The sequence below is a fragment of the Mycobacterium sp. 360MFTsu5.1 genome, assembly GCF_000383495.1.
Lineage (GTDB): Bacteria > Actinomycetota > Actinomycetes > Mycobacteriales > Mycobacteriaceae > Mycobacterium > Mycobacterium mucogenicum_B.
The window spans coordinates 219,065-237,670 of record NZ_KB911462.1 but is presented as its reverse complement, the minus strand read 5'-3'; the positions used below and the strand labels follow the sequence as shown (position 1 = coordinate 237,670).

16 protein-coding genes are annotated in these 18,606 nt (G+C 68.4%); 5 read left to right on the top strand and 11 right to left on the bottom strand.

The features are described from left to right. Positions 1-10: 10 nt before the first annotated feature. The 6 genes from H289_RS0101270 to H289_RS0101245 all read right to left on the bottom strand — a co-directional run bounded on the left by H289_RS0101270 (position 11) and on the right by H289_RS0101245 (position 5,975). Positions 11-781: a VOC family protein gene (locus H289_RS0101270; RefSeq protein ID WP_020098940.1), complete on the bottom strand. Its 771-nt coding sequence runs from the start codon at positions 779-781 to the stop codon at positions 11-13. 142 nt (positions 782-923) lie between these two features. Then, complete coding sequence (locus tag H289_RS0101265; protein WP_020098939.1) at positions 924-1,361, bottom strand: type II toxin-antitoxin system Rv0910 family toxin; 438 nt, start codon at positions 1,359-1,361, stop codon at positions 924-926. A gap of 2 nt (positions 1,362-1,363) precedes the next feature. Beyond that, positions 1,364-1,576, bottom strand: a complete 213-nt coding sequence (locus H289_RS0101260; protein WP_020098938.1) for an antitoxin — start codon at positions 1,574-1,576, stop codon at positions 1,364-1,366. A 49-nt stretch (positions 1,577-1,625) separates the two neighbouring features. Beyond that, entirely contained in the window at positions 1,626-4,025 is a 2,400-nt protein-coding gene (locus tag H289_RS0101255) for an HAD-IC family P-type ATPase (protein ID WP_029104657.1), read from the bottom strand. Between the two features lie 100 nt (positions 4,026-4,125). After that, on the bottom strand, positions 4,126-5,241 hold the full coding sequence (locus H289_RS0101250) for an MBL fold metallo-hydrolase (RefSeq protein WP_020098936.1): 1,116 nt from the start codon (positions 5,239-5,241) through the stop codon (positions 4,126-4,128). Continuing rightward, on the bottom strand, positions 5,241-5,975 hold the full coding sequence (locus H289_RS0101245) for an enoyl-CoA hydratase (RefSeq protein WP_020098935.1): 735 nt from the start codon (positions 5,973-5,975) through the stop codon (positions 5,241-5,243). The genes H289_RS0101250 and H289_RS0101245 overlap by 1 nt, the downstream gene beginning before the upstream one ends. Positions 5,976-6,057: 82 nt before the next feature. On the opposite strand from H289_RS0101245, the gene H289_RS0101240 reads away from it, so the two are divergent. After that, positions 6,058-6,891: a DUF6498-containing protein gene (locus tag H289_RS0101240; protein ID WP_029104656.1), complete on the top strand. Its 834-nt coding sequence runs from the start codon at positions 6,058-6,060 to the stop codon at positions 6,889-6,891. An 18-nt stretch (positions 6,892-6,909) separates the two neighbouring features. Next, entirely contained in the window at positions 6,910-8,409 is a 1,500-nt protein-coding gene (locus tag H289_RS0101235; RefSeq protein ID WP_020098933.1) for a carboxyl transferase domain-containing protein, read from the top strand. Here H289_RS0101235 and H289_RS0101230 read toward each other — a convergent pair whose 3' ends face one another. Then, positions 8,410-8,952: a TetR/AcrR family transcriptional regulator gene (locus H289_RS0101230; RefSeq protein ID WP_020098932.1), complete on the bottom strand. Its 543-nt coding sequence runs from the start codon at positions 8,950-8,952 to the stop codon at positions 8,410-8,412. 96 nt (positions 8,953-9,048) lie between these two features. Here H289_RS0101230 and H289_RS0101225 point away from each other — a divergent pair, with 96 nt between their 5' ends. Continuing rightward, the gene (locus H289_RS0101225; RefSeq protein WP_020098931.1) at positions 9,049-10,188 is read left to right on the top strand and encodes an FAD-dependent monooxygenase; all 1,140 of its coding nucleotides are present in this window, start codon (positions 9,049-9,051) and stop codon (positions 10,186-10,188) included. 69 nt (positions 10,189-10,257) lie between these two features. Here H289_RS0101225 and H289_RS0101220 read toward each other — a convergent pair whose 3' ends face one another. The 3 genes from H289_RS0101220 to H289_RS0101210 all read right to left on the bottom strand — a co-directional run bounded on the left by H289_RS0101220 (position 10,258) and on the right by H289_RS0101210 (position 15,254). Further along, on the bottom strand, positions 10,258-12,183 hold the full coding sequence (locus H289_RS0101220) for a primary-amine oxidase (protein WP_051128363.1): 1,926 nt from the start codon (positions 12,181-12,183) through the stop codon (positions 10,258-10,260). Next, positions 12,180-13,646, bottom strand: coding sequence for an APC family permease (locus tag H289_RS0101215; protein WP_020098929.1), 1,467 nt, complete (start codon positions 13,644-13,646; stop codon positions 12,180-12,182). Before H289_RS0101215 ends, H289_RS0101220 begins: the two co-directional genes overlap by 4 nt. 108 nt (positions 13,647-13,754) lie before the next feature. Then, positions 13,755-15,254 (bottom strand): aldehyde dehydrogenase family protein, encoded by a 1,500-nt coding sequence (locus H289_RS0101210; RefSeq protein WP_029104654.1) that lies wholly within the window; start codon positions 15,252-15,254, stop codon positions 13,755-13,757. Between the two features lie 255 nt (positions 15,255-15,509). Here H289_RS0101210 and H289_RS0101205 point away from each other — a divergent pair, with 255 nt between their 5' ends. Both H289_RS0101205 and H289_RS0101200 read left to right on the top strand, forming a co-directional pair. Further along, entirely contained in the window at positions 15,510-16,967 is a 1,458-nt protein-coding gene (locus H289_RS0101205; protein WP_020098927.1) for an APC family permease, read from the top strand. Continuing rightward, positions 16,964-17,716 carry an IclR family transcriptional regulator gene (locus tag H289_RS0101200; protein ID WP_020098926.1) on the top strand — a complete coding sequence of 251 codons (753 nt, stop codon included), beginning with the start codon at positions 16,964-16,966 and terminating at the stop codon, positions 17,714-17,716. Before H289_RS0101205 ends, H289_RS0101200 begins: the two co-directional genes overlap by 4 nt. Positions 17,717-17,722: 6 nt before the next feature. On the opposite strand, the gene H289_RS0101195 is transcribed toward H289_RS0101200, so the two are convergent. Continuing rightward, the gene (locus tag H289_RS0101195; RefSeq protein ID WP_020098925.1) at positions 17,723-18,469 is read right to left on the bottom strand and encodes an SDR family oxidoreductase; all 747 of its coding nucleotides are present in this window, start codon (positions 18,467-18,469) and stop codon (positions 17,723-17,725) included. Between the last annotated feature and the right edge of the window lie 137 nt (positions 18,470-18,606).

Genomic DNA, 18,606 nt, shown 5'->3' with positions numbered 1-18,606 from the left:
ACGCTCGGCGTCAGCCCTTTATCGACGACAGGTTGAACGCGGCGCCCGTCGGATCGGTGACCGCCGCCAGCCGGCCGTACGGGGTGTCCTCGGCGGCGCGCACGACGGAGCCGCCGTTGGCGGTGATCAGTTCGATGGTCTTGTCGACGTCGTCGCTGCCGAGGAAGACGTTCCACGTGGAACGGTCGAAGCCGGGAATGACGGAGCCGTCCATCACGCCGATCAGCGGCTCGCCGTCGAAGATGGCGTTGCTGTAGCGGAATTCGGGGCTGTCGGCCTCGACCTGCAGCTGCCAGCCGAACACCGTCGTGTAGAACTCGGTGGCCTTGGCGAAGTCGGTCGTGGTGAGCTGGAACCACACCGGGGCGCCGGGCTCCTCGTAGGCCTCGAAGCCCTGGTGTCCGGTCGGCTGCCACAGCCCGAAGAAGGCGCCCGTCGGGTCGGTCAGCATGGCCATCCAGCCCTTCTCGGGCACCTCCATGGCCGGGATGCAGTTGGTGGCACCGGCGGCGACCGCAGCGTCGATGGTGGCCTGGATGTCAGCGGTGTGCAGGTACACGGTCCAGGCGTCGGGCGCGTTCCACGCCGGGTCGCTCGCCATCATGCCGCCGACGTAGCGGCCGTCGCGCCGGGCGTTGATGTAGCCGCCGTAATCGGGCCCCGGATTTTCGTAGTCCCAACCCAGCACCGTGCGGTAGAACGCCTGGGCGCCGGCCACATCCGAGGTGGCGAGGTCGATCCAGACGGGCGCGCCCAGCGGGGTTGCAGTACGAGTGGCCATGATGTTCTCCCTAGACGAGTGACGGGGTGGTCACCGATACAGACAAGCACTCCGCAGAAAACTCATCGCGGCGGCCTCAACATGAAGAAGGTGGCGAGAATCCGAAAAATTCTCGCCACCTTCTCCGCGCGCTGGACGGGGTCTACACCGATGCGAACAGCGCTTTGAACTTCTCCAGCGAGTGGTGGATGTCGGACCGCAGTGCGGCCGCCACCACCATGCCGATGGGGCCGAACAGAGCCGGACCGCCGAGGTGGATGTCGAACGCCACGTTCGAACCCGCTTCGGCCGGCGTGATCTTGGCCATCAGCTTGACCCGGACCCCACCCTTGCCGACACCGTTGAGGGTCAACGATCCCGGCGGGTTGTAGTGCACGATGGTCCAGTCGACCCGGTTCAGCATGCCCTTGACCTCGACGACGGACGAGATCTGCGTGCCCTTCCCCAAGGTCTCGGGCAACGGGCTGCGCCACATCCGGTGGATGGAGAGCCAGTCGTCATACCGGGAGAGGTCCGACGCTGCCTCCCAGGCCTTATCGGGCGACAGCGGTACTTCGATGGAACTTGCGAGCTTTGCCATGACTACTGCTGTTCTTGCGTCCCCTCGGCAGGAGCCTCAGCGGCAGGCTGGTCCCCTGCGACGGCCTTCTTCGCCGCCTCCTGAGCGCTGTCGACAACGCCCTTGAACTTGCCTTCGGTCTTCTCGTCGACGATGTCGCCGACCTTCTCGATAGCGGCCTCGACCTTGTCGGCGTTCTGCGCCGCCAGGTCCTTCACCTTGTCCAGAAATCCCATGATTCCCACCCTATCTATTGCCGGATTGTCCGGTGAACGTGCTCATTCTTCATTGCTCATCGGTTCGCCACAACCGTCGCGGCTCGCCCAGCCAGCGGCCCTGCAGCCACCACAGCACCTCGATCGCACCGGCGCCCACCAGCCCGATTCCGACGGCCGCCGAGGTCAGCGCCAGGTTCGACGGATCGAGCATGAACTGTTGCTGCGCCCAGGGAATCGAAAAAATCACCACGTACGCCAACGCCGACGCCGCGACCAGCGCGACGCGCCACCACTGGTACGGCCGTGCCACCACCGCCAGCACCCACACCGCCGATACCAGCAGCGTGATCAGCGCGGCGGTGGACGCCTGGTTCTGCTGGACCTCGTCCGCGTACTTCCCGTGGTAGGCCAGCAGGTACGAGACGAACGTCGCGGCACCCACCACCAGGCCCGACGGCAGCGCGGCCGTCATCACCCGGCGCACGAAACCGTGGTGTGCCCGTTCATTGTTCGGCGCCAGCGACAGCACGAACGCCGGAATACCGATGGTGAACCACGCCGCGATGGTGACGTGAATGGGCTGGAACGGATACAGCACCGGCTCGGTGCCGAAGAACCGGGCGGACAGGCCCGCCAGCCCCACGAGCACGGCGAGCAGCACCGAGTACACGGTCTTGGTGAGGAACAGGTTCGAGACCCGCTCGATGTTGCCGATGACGCGGCGACCCTCCCCCACCACATAGGGCAGCGTGGCGAACTTGTTGTCCAGCAAGACGATCTGCGCGACGGCCCGCGTCGCGGAACTGCCCGACCCCATCGCGACGCCGATGTCGGCGTCCTTGAGGGCCAGCACATCGTTGACGCCGTCGCCGGTCATCGCGACGGTGTGACCACGGGACTGCAGGGCATGCACCATGGCGCGCTTCTGGTCCGGCCGCACGCGGCCGAAAGTCGTGTATTCGCTGACGGTTTCGGCCAGCTGCTCCGGATTGTCCGGGAGGTGACGGGCATCCAGGGTCTCGCCGTGCAGTCCGAGCGATCCGGCCACCGCGCCCACCGATACCGCGTTGTCGCCGGAGATCACCTTCACCGAGACATGTTGCTGCGCAAAGTACTCCAGCGTCTCCCCGGCGTCGGGACGGACGCGCTGCTCGAGGGTCACCAGCGCAGCGGGCGTCACCTCACCGGGCGCGTCGGGTGCGTCGACCGGCCGGTCCGAGGAACCGAGCAGCAGCACCCGCAGGCCCTGGGCGCCGATCTGTTCGGCCTGCTCGGCTTCGGGTGAACCGGCGGCGAGCAGGACGTCGGGCGCACCGAGCACCCAGTTGCCGTGCTCGCCGTAGGACACCCCGCTCCATTTCGTCGCCGATTTGAACGGCGCGTTCGCGGTCTGGGTCCAGCCCGGCGGCAGTTTGTACGCCTCGGCGATGGCGGCCATGCTGGCGTTGGGCCGGACGTCGTCGGCCGCCATCTGCGCCAAGACGTCGGAAGCCGCGACGGTGCCGTCCGAGGCCGTGAAGGTGCTCAGATCGCTTACCCGCATACCGTTTTCGGTCAGCGTTCCGGTCTTGTCAGCGCACACCACGTCGACGCGGGCCAGGCCTTCGATGGCCGGCAGCTCCTGCACCAGGCACTGCCGCCGGCCCAGCCGCACCACGCCGACGGCGAACGCCAGCGACGTCATCAGCACCAGGCCTTCGGGCACCATCGGCACCAGGGCACCGACGGTCCGCAGCACGGACTCCTTCCAGCCCACGCCCGTGACGGTGAACAGCTGGGTGTAGATGATCAGCGCACCGGCCGGCCACAGCAGGTAGGTGATGAACCGCAGGATGGTGTTGATGCCGCTGCGCAGCTCGGACTTCACCAGGGTGAATTTGCTTGCCTCGGCGGCCAATTGGGCGGCGTATGCCGCGCGGCCGACTTTGGTCGCACGGTAGGAACCGCTCCCGGCGACCACGAAGCTGCCCGACATGACGGTGTCACCGGTGCCCTTGTCGATGGGGTCGGCCTCGCCGGTGAGCAGCGACTCGTCGACTTCGAGGTTGGCAGCTTCCAGCACGATTCCGTCGACCACGATCTGATCACCCGGACCGAGTTCGATGACGTCGTCGAGCACCACCTCGCCGGCCGGGCGCTCCTCTGTGCCGGACTGCCTGCGCACCAACGGTTTTGCCTGCCCGACGATCGCCAACCGGTCGAGCGTCTGTTTGGCCCGCAGCTCCTGGATGATGCCGATGGCGCTGTTGGCGACGATCAGCAGCCCGAACAGCCCGTTGATCACCGAGCCCGTCGCCAGCACGATCAGGAACAGCGTCCCGAGGATCGCGTTGATCCGGGTGAAGACGTTGGCGCGGATGATCTCCGAGACGCTGCGGGCCGCGCGCGTCGGGACGTCGTTGGTCTGGCCGGCGGCGACGCGCTGGGCGACGTCGGCATCCGACAGACCGCTGAGATCCGTCGTCACGCTGCGTTCCGGATCGTCGACAGTCACGCTTCATTCCCCCACGAAGTCGGGATTTGTGCACGAAAATCCGCGGCAGGCACGGAAAATCGTGCACAAATCGCTATTGAGACGGCCGCCACCACTCATCGAGGCCCGGCAGCCGGGCCGGCTCCACCCGTTGGCCCGGCATCGGCACGGCCACGTCCACCGATTCGTCGCGCGCGGCGATGATCATGCGCTCGACCGGCTCGGACCACGGGTGCGGCGCCAGCCGGAACGTCGCCCAGTGGATCGGCACCAGCAGGCCGCTGTCGGTCACATCGCGATGCGCCCGCACCGCGAACTCGGGGTTCATGTGGATGTCCGGCCAGCCCGGGTGGTACGCACCGATGGGCATGAGGGTCAGATCGAACGGCCCGTAGTCGGCGCCGATGTCTCCGAAGCTCTTGGTGTAGCCGGTGTCGCCGCCGAAGAACGCCCGGTGCTGCGGGCCGATCAACGCCCACGACGCCCACAGCGTGGTGTTGCGGGTCAGGAAGCGTCCCGAGAAGTGCCGGGCCGGGGTGCAGACGAGGGTCAGCTCGCCGAGCTTGGCGCTCTGGTTCCAGTCGAGTTCGACGATGCGCTCGGCCGGGATGCCCCACCACCGCAGGTGCGCGCCGATGCCGAGCGGCACGAAGAACTTGGCCCGCTGCATGCTGGCCAGCTGCGTGACGGTGTCGATGTCGAGGTGGTCGTAATGGTCGTGGCTGATGATCACCGCGTCGACAGCCGGCAGCGCCTCAAGCGGCGCGGGCACCTCATGGAGCCGCTGCGGACCCACCCGGCGCGACGGTGAGCACCGTCGGCTCCAGACCGGGTCGGCCAGCACGCGGTAGCCGTCGATCTCGATCAGCGCCGAGGAATGCCCGTACCACGTGACCGCGAGATCCCCGGCCGGGAGACCGGGATCGGGGACCACCAGCGGGATGGGCATGGGCGGGCGCTGCACGGCGCTGCTGGTCAGCAGTTCCCGCACCAGCCCGGCCTGCTGCTCCCGGCTCAGCTCGGTGCCGGACGGCGGCTCGAGGTTGACGAACACCCCGTCGTGATAGTTGGGCGAGTTGGCCGCCACCGCGTTGATGTCCACGGGGCCGGCGCCGAGCGCGGCGGGCGCCCCATTGAGCGCCCGCACCACCCAGCCTCCGGCTACCAGCGCCGCCGTTCCCCACATCAGCCGCAGTGCCCGTCGCAGCATCAGGCGCCCTGGAACCTCGGCGCCCGCTTCTCGAACCGGGCCACCTGCGCCTCGATCACGTCCGGGCTGGCCCAGGCCTTGTTGAACATGCGGGTGTGTTCGCCGCGGACGGTGTCGTAGGCACCGTCGTCGTTGAGCACGCGCTTGGAGTGTGCCAGCGACAGCGGCGCGTAGCCGGCGATCTCGGCGGCCCAGGCCTGCGCGTCGGCCAGCGAGCCGGTGCGGTTGACCATGCCGGTCTGCAGCGCGGTCTCCAGCTCGAGACGCTCGGCGGCGAGCAGCATGGCGCGGGCGCGGCCGTGGCCGACGAGGGACGTCAGCCGGCGGATGCTCCAGTTGTCGAGGGCCAGGCCGTATTTGGCGATGGGGAACTGGAAGAACACACCCGGCGCGGCGACCCGCAGGTCGCAGATCATGGCCAGGATGACGCCGGCGCCGATCGCGGGGCCGTTGAGTGCCGCGATGATCGGGATCGGGCTGGCGTCGATCGCCAGGTTCAGGGCCAGCGCCTTGTCCGGCAGTTCCTTGGCCACACCCTCGGCGTCGGACAGGTCGGCGCCGGCGCTGAACACGGTGCCCTGCCCGGTCAGCACGATCGCGCGGGTGTCCGACGGCGAGGCCTTCTCGATTTCTTCGCGGACGCCGTCGACGAGCGCGGCGTTCAGCGCGTTGCGCCGCTCGGGGCGCTGCATTTCCAGGGTCAGGACATTGCCGTCCCGGGTCACTCCGATCATTGGGCCAGCCTAGGCGGTGCGACGACCGAGCGTCGCGCCGCGTTGCGCAGTACCGCCGGTGCTCAGGTGCGACGATTGGCGCGTGCCGCCCACTGCGCCTGAACAACCCCGGGCGAATCAGTTCGCCCATGTGTTGACGCTCGTCGCGGCCAACGCGATTCCCGCGGTCGGCTGGTTCACGCAGGAGTGGTCCGCGGCGACGACGTTGATCGTCTACTGGTTCGAGACCGTCGTCGGACTGCTGTTCATGTACGCCCGCGGCGTCCTGCAGCAGCGGTGGAATCCGCGCCGCGGCCATTTCCGGTACGAAGCGCCGCAGTCGAAAGGTCCGGTGCGCACGCGAGGAGCAATCGAGGCCCAGGGCAAGCCCGGCTCTTTCATCAAGGGGTTCTTCTTCATCAACGCGGTGTTCTGCGCGGCGCACGGCGTCTTCATCGCGGTGATCCTGCTGATCCTCACGCACAACGGGAACGCCGAGCTCGTCGGCCTAGACTGGCGTAGCGCGGGCATCGGCTGCCTGCAGATGCTCGTCATCGTCGCGGTCGATTTCCTGGTGGATGTGCCGTACCTGCGCCGCTGGTCGTTCGGGCTGCTCGAGCAGACCGCCAACCGGAGCTTCGGGCGGGTCGGCGTGGTGCATCTCGCGCTGATCTTCGGCATATTCGCCGCCGCGGTGACCAACTCCCCCGCCCGGATGTTCGGGGTGTTCGTGGTGTTGAAGACGCTGTACTCCCTGGCCTCGGCGCTGCCGATGTACGAGCCGGCCACCCCGCCGAAGTGGCTGAGCCGGGCGATGAATCGGCTGCACCGAGAACCGGCGGGACAGCGGTTCGAAGACATGTGGGTCAAGGATCAGGCCGCCGAGGCCCGGCGCCGGACGCGAAACGACGAAGTGTGGACCGGGGCCCGGCGGTAGCCGACTAGCCTGACCCGGGTGAGTCGGACCGGAGCCCGTCAGTTCTTCGACGCCATCCTCGACGACGGATCGTTCCGCAGCTGGGACGGACCGCCCCTGGAGGTGGCCGTCACCGACGATTACCGCGCCGAACTGGCCGACGCGACGCTGCGCACGGGGCTCGATGAGTCCGTCCTGACCGGCGAGGGCACCGTCTCCGGCCGGCGCGTGGCGGTGGTGGCCTGCGAATTCGACTTCCTCGCCGGCTCCATCGGGGTGGCCGCGGCCGAGCGGATCACCGCTTCCGTACAGCGCGCGACGGCGCTCGGATTGCCGCTGATCGCCTCGCCGTCGTCCGGCGGGACGCGCATGCAGGAGGGCACCGTCGCGTTCCTGCAGATGGTGAAGATCGCCGCGGCCGTCGAGCTGCACAAGAAGGCGCACCTGCCGTACCTCGTGTACCTACGGCACCCGACGACCGGCGGGGTGTTCGCGTCGTGGGGATCGCTCGGGCACCTCACGGCCGCCGAACCCGGCGCGCTCATCGGGTTCCTCGGGCCGCGGGTCTACGAGCACCTGTACGGCGAGCCGTTCCCCGAGGGGGTGCAGACCGCCGAGCACCTGTTCGCCCATGGCGTGATCGACAGCGTGGTGCCGCTGGACAAGCTGCGCGGCGTCGTCGATCGCGTGCTGACGGTGGTCTCCGACCCACCCGCCCCAGGGATTTGTGCACGAAAATCCGCGGTGGGCGCGGAAAATCGTGCACAAATCGCTGAGGTGCCGGCGTGGGAGTCGGTGGAGGCGTCGCGGCGCGCGGACCGGCCGGGCGTGGACTACCTGCTGGCGCACGGGTCGACGGACCGGGTGCTGCTGTCCGGGACCGGCCGCGGCGAATCGGGGACGACGCTGCTGGCGCTGGCGCGGTTCGGCGGGCAGCCCGCCGTGGTGGTCGGTCAGCGCCGGGTGATCGGCGGCCTCGTCGGGCCGCGCGCGCTGCGGGAGGCCCGCCGCGGCATGGCGCTGGCGGCGGGTTTGCAGCTGCCGCTGGTGCTGGTGATCGATACCGCCGGGCCCGCGCTGTCGCAGCAGGCCGAGGAGGACGGGCTCGCCGGGGAGATCGCGTTGTGCCTCGCCGAACTCGTCACGCTCGATACGCCGACGGTGTCTGTGCTGCTGGGTCAGGGCAGCGGCGGGCCCGCGCTGGCGATGGTGCCGGCCGACCGGGTACTGGCGGCCCAGAACGGCTGGCTGGCTCCCCTGCCGCCGGAAGGCGCCAGCGCCATCGTCTACCGCGACGTCGACCATGCGCCGGAACTTGCTGCCGCGCAAGGGGTTCGGTCTGCGGATCTACTCAAGGCCGGCATCGTCGACGTCATCGTGCCCGAGGAAGTCGACGCCGCCGACGACCCGGCCGGGTTCACCGAGCGGATGTCTGCCGCCATCGCCGCCGAACTGCACGCGCTGCACACCGTGCCCGCGGCACAGCGGCTCGGGGTGCGGCTGCAGCGCTATCGGCGGATCGGCGTCCCCGACAGCTGATCACGCCTCGTCGAGATAGCGCTGCAGCGTCGGCGCGAGCCAGTGGACGAGGTCGCCGTCGCTCATCGCGACGATGGGCGGCAGCTTCAGCACGAACCGGCACATCGCCATGCCGAGCACCTGCGTGGCGATCAGTCCGGCGCACCGCGCGGGATCGGTGGGCTCGAGCCGCGCGATGGCGGGCCGCAGCTGGTCGGCGAAGATGCTCTGCATGCGCTGCGCCGCATCGGCATTCGTGGTCGACGAGCGCAGCAGCACGATCAGCCCCTCGTCCTGCGTCCAGCGATCGAGGAAATGCGTGACCAGCGCCGCGCCGAGTTCGGTCTTCGGGACGCCTGACAGGTCGGGGAAGCGCAGGTCGAATTCGGCTGCTGCGGCGAACAATTGGTCCTTGTTGCCGAAGTAGCGCATCACCATCGACGGGTCGATGTGCGCGTCGGCGGCGATGGCCCTGATGGTCGCCGCCTGGTAGCCGGTCGTGGCGAACCGCTCCCGGGCGGCGGCCAGGATCACGGCCTTGGTCTCTTCTGACGATCTGCGCATGCCAACAACTGTATGCCAACACCTGTTGACTTCGGCACCGAAACGCGTAACCATGGCTATGCCAACAACTGTTGGCATACGCGGAAGGAGACGCAGATGACTGACACCGATGCGCTGATCGTCGGAGCCGGCCCCACCGGACTGGCCCTCGCCGCGGCGCTACAGGCCCGGGGTGTCGACGCCCTGGTGGTCGACCGCCTGGCCGCGGGCGCCAACACCTCGCGCGCAGCGGTGGTGAACGCCCGCACGCTGGAGGTGCTCGAAGAACTGAGTGTGTCCGAACGCCTGGTTGAGCTGGGCATTCCGGCGCCGCGGTTCACCATCCGCGATGGCCACAAGACCCTGATCCCGGTCGACTTCAGCACGCTGCCGACCCGCTACCCCTACAGCCTGATGGTGCCGCAGTGCACCACCGAGCAGGTGCTGCTCGACCGTCTGGCCGAGCTCGGCGGCAAGGTCATCCGGCCGAAGACCCTGACCGGCGTCAGGCAGGATGCCCTCGGCGTCACGGCGCAATTCGAGGACGGCGACGTCATCCGAGCGCGGTACCTCGTCGGCGCCGACGGCATGCACAGCGTCGTGCGGGAGCAGGCCGGAATCGGGTTCAGCGGCGGGCAGTACGGGCAGTCGTTCGCCCTCGCCGATGTCCACCTCAGCGGCGACGTGACCGACGACGAGGTGATCCTGTTCTGGGCGTCCACCGGGCTGACGGTCGTCGCGCCGCTGCCCGGCGGCACCTACCGGATCGTGGCACCCGTCGACTCGGCGCCCGAGGAACCGTCCGTCGCCTTCGTCCAGAACCTGCTCGACACGCGCGCCTTCGGGCCCGGCCGGGTGACGGTGACCGGCGTCGAGTGGGGCTCCCGGTTCCGGGTTCACCACCGGGTCGCCGACAGCTACCGTGCCGGGCGGGTCCTGCTCGCCGGCGACGCCGCCCACGTCCACAGCCCCGCTGGCGGACAGGGCATGAACCTGGGCATCCAGGACGCCCTCGCGTTGAGTCAGGCGCTGGCAACGGCTTTGGCGACGGGGCGCGACGGTGTTCTCGACGAATACAGCGCGACCCGGCGTCCCCTGGCGCAGCAAGTGGTGACCCTGACCGACCGGCTGACGCGGCTGGCCACCTTGCCGGCGCCGGTGCGTCCGATCCGCAACCTGGCGATCGGATTGGCGGGCCGCGTTCCCGCCGTGCGAAATCAGTTGGCGTGGCGGCTTTCCGGGCTGTCCAACCGCTGAACAGCCCCCGACAACGGAAAGCCGGGCCTGGTCTTCGGGGGTGACCAGGCCCGGCAGCTCATTTCCCGCTCAGCCGTTGCAGCAGTGCGACTTCTTCGGCGAGGGCGGCACATTCAGCGCCGGGTTGCGATCGAAGAAGCTGACCGGCTTGAGCTTGAATCCGGCGTAATCCACCGGCATCACGGGCCAGTCCTCGGGCCGAGGGAAGTGCGTCAGCCCGAAGGTGTGCCAGACCACGATGTCCTCCCCTTCGATGTTGCGGTCCTGCGCGACGTACGACGGCAGGCCGGCATCACCGGGATGCTGGTTGACGAACTGGCCGGCCGGATACCGCTCTGCCGGATCGTATTTCGTCACCCACAGGTGCTTGGTCGCGAAGGCGGCGCGCTTGGCGATGGAGCTCGACGGGTCGGCCAGCAGAGTGGGCTGGCCCTCCGGGTGCAGCGCGTAGCCGACGTTCTGGCCCAGCCGGTTCTGCTTGGTGGGGTTGGTGATGTGCCAGACCCGGGCCTTCAGGTTGTCGGCGGTCCGCATGGCTTCGAGCTCGTGCGTCAGCTTGGTCTTCTGCGGGCGGAATGCGTTGCCCCACGGGTTCTCCGGGCCCATCGGGACACCGACTGCGTCCACTTCTTCGACGGTGTTGGTCAGTCCGTCGACCGCCATGTCCAGACGAGCGGAGAACATGTGCTGGTGGAACGGCGCGCCCAGGCCCGGTGCCATCTCGGTCGAAAAGCCCTCCGGTCCACGGTAAGCCGACGCGAAGACGATGCCGGTGGCCTTGGCCTCCAACTCGATGGTGCCGTCGAGGTACAGGTACCAGTAGAAGCCGTAGTCGTAGTTGCCGATGGTCAAGAAGAACGAGATGACCAGCCGCCGCGACCGCCGGACCTCGGCCATGCCATTGAACATGTCGGTGTGCTTCCACAGCACGCCGTAGTCCTCCTCGTGCAGGCAGATCGCGTTCTTCATCAACTTGGGCTCGCCGTTCTCATCGGCGATGGTGACGTCGAAGTACTTGATCTCACCGAGGCAGTCACAGCCCAGTTCGAGGGCGTTGGTGTAGCGGCCGAACAGGTACTCACCCTGGTCGAAGTAGTTCTGCCAGTAGCGGACCGGCGACGGATCGGCATAGGGCACCACCATCTCGGCGATGGACGCGCGGTACACCACCGGCCGCCCGTCGATCGACAGCTGGTGCAGCGTCAGTCCCTCACGGACGTCGAAGCCGAAGCGGAAAGACCAGTCGGCCCAGGTGATCTGGTTGCCGTCGACCGTGAAGCTCGCGCCCTCGGGCTGGGTGATCTCGATGGGCGTGAGGTCGGTGCGGGCTGGGACGGCATGTGGCGCGGCATCCCACTCGCCGCGTTCGGTGGGCAGCGGCAGCTCGATCTCGTCGATCACCTTGACCACCTTGCGGCCCGTGAGGTCGACGTAGGCGACGACGCCGTCGATCGGGTGCGCCCAGGGCAGGTCGGCCGCGTCGTACTGGTAGAACGCCAGCACGCGGACGATGCGCCGGCCGACCTCGTCCTCGTGGCCGAAGACGCCGGCCGACAGCGGAACCGCCCGCACGTCAGTCGGATTCAGCTTGCGCTTCGTCATGGCCTCGATCCATTCGGGACAGTCGAGCAGGAACGCCTCGATGTCCTCGAACTCCTGGTCCAGGATCGGCACGTGGCCGTCGCGGGTGCTGTCGATCGCCACCTCACTGACGACGCGGCCCTCGGTCACCGACACCACCAGATCGGAGCCCTGGCCGGTGGCCCGGTCGAGCAGCAGCACCCGGGCGCGCCGGTCCATGGCGTCGCCGGGGCGGAAGGCCAGCACCTCGCTCTTGTGCGGCTCCTCCAGTGCGACGAACACGAAGCGGACGCTGTCGCCGAGCAGGCCGTGCGCGTCGACGATGCGGCGTGCCGCGCGGATTTCGTCGGCGCTCAGCGGGGTGAGCGGGTGGTCCGGAACTGTGGTCACCTGAGGTTCAATAGTGGCAGTCATCGTGCGATCTCCTTTGCGATATCAGGGTTTTCGTTGTGTTGAGTTCCGGCGTGCGGCCGCATCAGCGCGACCACGATGCCGCCGGCGAAGGCACCGACCAGCAGGACGCCGATGATCGCGGCCAAGGTTCCGGAGCCGCCGACCAGCAGCGGCAGGTTGATCGCCGTCATCACCGAAAGGACTGCCAGACCGGCGAATCCGAGGCTCGGTGCGACGACGGTGTGCCATGGCCGGGTGTCCAGCCGGGTACGGCGGAAGTAGACGACGACGGCCGCGGACGTCAGCGTCATCAGCACCACGATGCCCACCGAGGCGGCGCCGACGAACCAGGTGAACACCTGCGTCACCGGGTCCAGCCCGGCCAGGACCGACGCCGCGACCAGCACCAGCGCCGAGAGGGTCTGCGCGAACGAGGCGATGTGCGGGGAGTCGTGCCGCGGGTGCGAGCGGCCGCAGCGCTCGGGCAGCGCCCGGCTGTTGCCGAGCGAGAAGATGTAGCGGGCCAGCACATTGTGGAAGGACAGCAGTGCCGCGAAAAGGCTTGTGATCAAGAAGATCTGGACCAGGTCGCCGGCCACCGCACCGACGTAGTGGGTCGCGGTCTCGGTGAGCATGGTCGCGGGGTTCTTCGTCGCCTCGTCGACCGCACCGGCGTCACCCCACGCGCTGACGAGCGCCCAGCTGCTCAGCGCGTAGAAACCACCGATCAGCAGCAGCGCGGCGTACGTCGCCCGCGGGATGGTCCGCACCGGGTCGCGGGCCTCGTCGCGGAACACCGCCGTCGCCTCGAAACCGATGTAGCCGGCCAGCGCGAAGATCAGGGCGATGCCCGGCGCCCCGGAGAAGAAGTTGCCCGAGTGCAGCACCGCCGTCGAAAGCCCTTGCGCGCCGCCATGTCCGATGACGGCGGCGTTGATCACCAGCACGATGCCGACCTCGCACACCAGCAGGACACCGAGCACCTTGCCCGACAGCTCGATGTGCCGGTAACCCAGGAACCCGGTGACCGCCATCATCAACAGCGCGTAGAGGTACCACGGCACGGCGGGTCCGCCATGGGCGGTGACGAGCTCGTTGATGGACGCACCGATGTAGCCGTACACCCCGACCTGGACGGCGGTGTACGACAGCAGCGCCAGGAACGCGGCGCCGAGCCCGGCATGCCGGCCGAAGCCGTGGGCGATGTAGGTGTAGAACGCGCCGGCACCCGTGATGTGCCGGGCCATGGCGGTGAAGCCGACCGCGAACAGCAGCAGCACCGCGGTACAGATCACGTACGACCCCGGGTAGGCCGCCCCGTTGCCGGCGGAGATGCCGATCGGGAAGGTGCCGGCGACGACGGTCAGCGGCGCGGCGGCCGCGACGACCATGAACACGATCGCCACCGGGCCGAGGCGGCCCGTCAGCCGGTTGGGCTGAGCACCGGTGCTTCGACCGGCATCGAGAACTGCGTCAGTTGTCATGACAGCACCTTCGCTGGAATTGAATGTAAATTGGTTGCGGTGCGGTAAGGCTTGAGTGAGTTCAAATGAGAATTGCCGAATGGGCGAATTCTCATTTGACGCCTAAATTCACAGCGCGATGTTGATGGCTTTCGTCTGGGTGTATTCGGCGATGGCGCCCTCGCCGAGTTCGCGGCCCCAGCCCGATTGTTTGTATCCGCCGAACGGCAGCGCGGTGTCGAACGCGTTGTGGCAGTTGACCCACACCGTGCCGGCCTTGATCTGCTGCGCCACCCGGTGCGCGGTCGAGACGTCGCGCGTCCACACGCTGGCGGCCAGCCCGTAGGGCGTGTCGTTGGCGGCTTCGCGAACGCCACGATCCCGGTTGAAGGGCACGGCCACGGCGACCGGCCCGAAGATCTCCTCCTGGTAGACGTTGAAGTCGCGGTGCACGTCGACCAGCAGCGTGGGCTGCACGTAGAAGCCGCTGTCACCGTGCCGACCGCCACCGGCCAGGGCCCGCGCGCCCTGCGCGATGCCGTCGTCGAGATAGCCGGTGACCTTGGTGAGCTGCTCACGCGAGACCAGCGGGCCGATGTCGTTGGTGGGGTCCAGCCCGGGCCCGATCCGCAGGCCGGCGGCGTGCTCGGCGACGCCCTGGGTGAACTCGTCGAAGATGGCGTCCTCGACCAGCAGCCGGGTGCCGGCCGTGCACGTCTGGCCGTGGTTGAAGAGGAATCCGCTGGCCACGCCCGGAATCGCGGCCTCGAGATCGGCGTCGGCGAAGACCACCTGCGGGCTCTTGCCACCCAGTTCCAGCGAGACCTTCTTGAGGTTGCCGGACGCGGCGTTGACGATCTTCTTGCCCACCTCGGTGGACCCGGTGAAGGCGACCTTGTCGACGCCGTCGTGCGCCGAGAGTGCCGCGCCGACGTCACCGAAGCCGGTCAGCAGGTTGAACACCCCGGCCGGGACGCCGGCCTCGGCGATGACCTCGGCGAGCAGCACCGCGGTCAGTGGGGTCTGCTCGGCGGGCTTGAGGATGACGGTGTTCCCGCAGGCCAGGGCCGGTGCGACTTTGAACGCGGCCATGACCAGCGGGAAGTTCCATGGGGTGATCTGGGCGCAGACACCGACGGGCTCACGCAGCGTGAAGGCGTGGAACTTGGCGCCCGGCGCCCACGGCACCGACACCGGGACGGTGCGGCCCTCGATCTTGGTGGCCCAGCCCGCGTAGTAGTAGAAGATCTCCGCGGCCCAGGTGACGTCGACGGCCTTCGCGACCGCGACGGACTTGCCGTTGTCGATGCTCTCGACTTCGGCGAACTGATCGGCCCGGGCCGTGATGCCCTCGGCGATGCGCCAGATCATCCGCTGCCGCTCGGCGGGCGTCAGCGCCGGCCACGGGCCGTCCTCGAACGCCCGGCGCGCTGCCCGCACCGCCCGCTCGACGTCTTCGGGGCCGCTGTGCGGGACCGTCGTGATGACCTGCTCGGTGGCCGGGTCGACGGTGTCGAACCGCCGGCCGGACACCGATTCGACCCACTGTCCGTCGACGTACATCTGCTGCGGACGGGAAATGAAATCGGCGGTCCGCGGGTCCAGATTCGTACTGAGCGTGACTGTCATGGGAATCATGTTTACGCCCCGATGTGGTGCGCGTCACCGCTAATTCCGAATGGGTATTTCGCGAATTCTGATTCTCATTTGAAATGGCTCCGGAATTCTCATTCGAGCCGGCCGATAATCGCAGTTCGCGTCGGCCATGAGATGCGGTCACGGGGTCTTTCGGGACGGTGCGCCGCCCCGATTCTCATTTGAAGTTTTTCGATGTTTACCCGACAACGCCGCCGAGGTCGGCGGCGATCGGCTACCTTCCGACAAATGGGCCCCACCCGAACCATCCGGAGCCGCTCGCCGGTCGCCGGGCTTCAGCGTGCGCAGCTGACGTTCACCCAGGTTCTCGGGCAGTCGGTGTCGGCGGTGGCGCCGTCGGCGGTGATGGTCACCCTGCCCGCGCTGGTCCTGCCGGCGGCCGGCCACACCACGATCGCGGTGTTCATCCTGACCGCGCTCATGATGACCGCGGTCGGCTACTGCATCACGCAGTTCTCCACCCGCATGGTCGCGGTGAGCGGGCTGTACAGCTATACCGTCAAAGGCCTCGGCCCGGTTCCCGGTATCGCGGCGGGCTGGTCGCTCGTCGTCGGCTACGCCGCAGCCGCGATGGCGAGCGCGCTCGGCGCGGCCAGCTACCTGGCGACGCTACTGGGCCGCGTCGGGGTACCGGCAGGCAAACCCGTCATCGCCGGCCTGACCGTATTGGTCGGCGCCGCCGCGCTGATCCTCATGGTGCGCGGCATCAGGCTGTCGGCACGCATTTCACTGGCCGTCGAGCTGTTCGCGATCGTCGTGGCCGGGGTGGTGTTGATGATCGCCTTCGGCGGAGCCGTGACCGGTAGCGCCGCGTCATCGAAAACCATTGCGGACGCGCCACATTCAGCGCTGGGATTCGCCCTGCTGCTCGCCATCACCTCATACGTGGGCTTCGAGAGCGCCAGTACCGTGGCCCGCGAGGCGCAGCGCCCGTTCGTCACCGTCACCCGCGCCATCCGCTGGACGCCGCTGGCGCTGGGAGCGCTGTACACCTTCGCCGCCGTCCTGCAGACCACCGGCACGATCCAGACCCGAACCGGGTCAACGCCCATCGTGCTGTCCCTCCCCGACTCGGCCGACACCTTGGCCGGCGCGCTGTCCGTCGCCATGGAAGTCGGCATCACCGCATCCTGGATCGCGTGCGTCATAGGCTCCACCACCGCGCTGTCCCGGACGCTGTTCGCGATGGGACGCGAGGGCCTGCTGCCCGACGCCCTGGGGCACGCCCACCCGCGCTATCGCACGCCGCACGTCGCCCTCAGCGTCGCGATGCCGGTGATCGTCGCGGTTCCGGTCGCCTACCTGTTCGCCGCGGAGTCCAGCCGCGACGTCCTCGTCGGGCTGCTGGCGGTGTCGGCCCACGGCTACATCGTGGCGTATCTACTGGTGTGCCTGGCCACTCCGGCATTTCTGCGCCGGATCGGCGAGCTCACCGCCGTGCCGCTGATCGTGGGGCTGGCGACCGCCGCCACCATGATCGCCATCATCATCTGGGCCGCGCTGACCGTCGCGTCACCGGTGTGGATCGCCACCGCGGTCTACTCCGCGCTGCTGGCACTGGGTCTGGCGGCGTTCCTGGTCCGCCGCCGGCATATCCCCGACCTGGCCGAGCGGGTCGGGGTGTTCGACGAAACCGTCGCCGGTGACGTGTTCGCCGACTACAACCCGTGGGAGGTGCGCCGATGAGCCCCGCCGACGGCGCACTGTCCGGTCGCCAGCCCAAAGCCGTGCAGAGCGCCCTTCAGGTGCTCGAGGCCGTGGCGCTGGCCGGCACGGGGGTCACCGCGAAAGACATCGCCGAGCACCTGTCCATGCCGTCGGCCACCACCTATCGGCTGCTGAATCTCCTTGTCGCCGACGGCTACATCGTGCGCCTGCCGGACCTGTCAGGGTTCGCACTGGGCCCGCGGATGGGCCTGCTGATCGACGCCGCGGTCTCCCCCACCGTATGTACCAAGGCCCGCGAGACGCTGGCCGAACTGCGGCTGTCGGTGCGCTTCGGGGTGCACCTGTTCTACTTCACCAACACCTCGGTGCGTCTCGCCGACGCCGACGGTGAATACCCGCCGCCCGCAGACGAATCGGTGCTCAACCGGCACCTGCACGCCAGCGCCGTCGGCAAGCTGCTGCTCGCCGAGAAGCGCGATGCCGAGACGCTGCTCGCCCTCACCCCGGCGGCGCTCACCGACCGCACCATCACCTCGAAATCCGCTCTGGCCGAACAGCTCGCCGAGGTCCGGGAGCGCGGGTATGCCGTCCAGACCGGGGAGCTGCGGGCCGATTCGGCGTGTGTCGCGGTGCCGGTCCGGTCCGCCGCCGCGACGTTGGTGGCCGCGGTGGCCATGTCGGGACGGGGCGAGCAGGAGCAGCTCCTGCGGAAGCAGATTCCGGTGTTGCAGGACTGCGCAACCCAATTGGCGCCGCTGCTGGCGTGAGGCCGGTCAGAAGGGGATCGAGGCGATCATCGCCCCGTCGCCGGTGACCAGGCTGTCCTTCTTCAGCGTCGTGCCGAAGTATTTCGCCCGCGGATCGACCACCACCCGCTGATCGTCGTGATGGATGGCCAGTACCTCGCGAGCCAGCCGGGAGAACGGGATCTTCTCGGGCCCACCGATGTTGACCACGTGGTTACGCGGTGGCTCGATCGCGACCTCAGCGAGGAAGGCCGCCACTTCGTCGGCCGCGATCGGCTGGATCAGCGCGTCTGGCACCCGCACATCATGCTCGTCGCCCTCATCCGTGGCGGCCTCGACAACCATCGACTCGACGATCGCTTGCGCGAACTCGCGGAACTGCGTGGCCCGCACGATCGTGTAGGGCACCCCCGACGCCTCGATGATCCGCTCTTGCGCAACCTTGGCCCGCATGTAGCCACTGTCCGGTAGTTCGTCGACGCCCACGATCGACAGTGCGACATAGTGGCCGACCCCGGCCGCCCGTGCCGCGGCCACCAGATTGGTGGTCGACCGGACGAAGAAATCCATCACCTCGTCGTCCGCGAACGACGGCGAGTTGGTGACGTCGACGAGGGCCTCGGCGCCCGTCAAGGCTTTCGCGAGGCCCGCCCCGCTGAGCACATCGACACCCGAGCGCCGGGACGCGGCGACCACGTCCTCACCCTCGCGCGTCAGGAGATCGACAAGGAGCGTCCCGATGAGGCCACTGGCCCCGATCACTGTCACCTTCACTGTGCCAACACCTTTCGCCGTCGCCACACCGACTCGGGAGCCGGATTACTCAGCCTACGTCGCACGTCGTGCCGCAGGTTGCGAAACCGGCATCCGAGGACACCCTGGCGGCCCATGCTTTCGACGCCGCGCGAAGC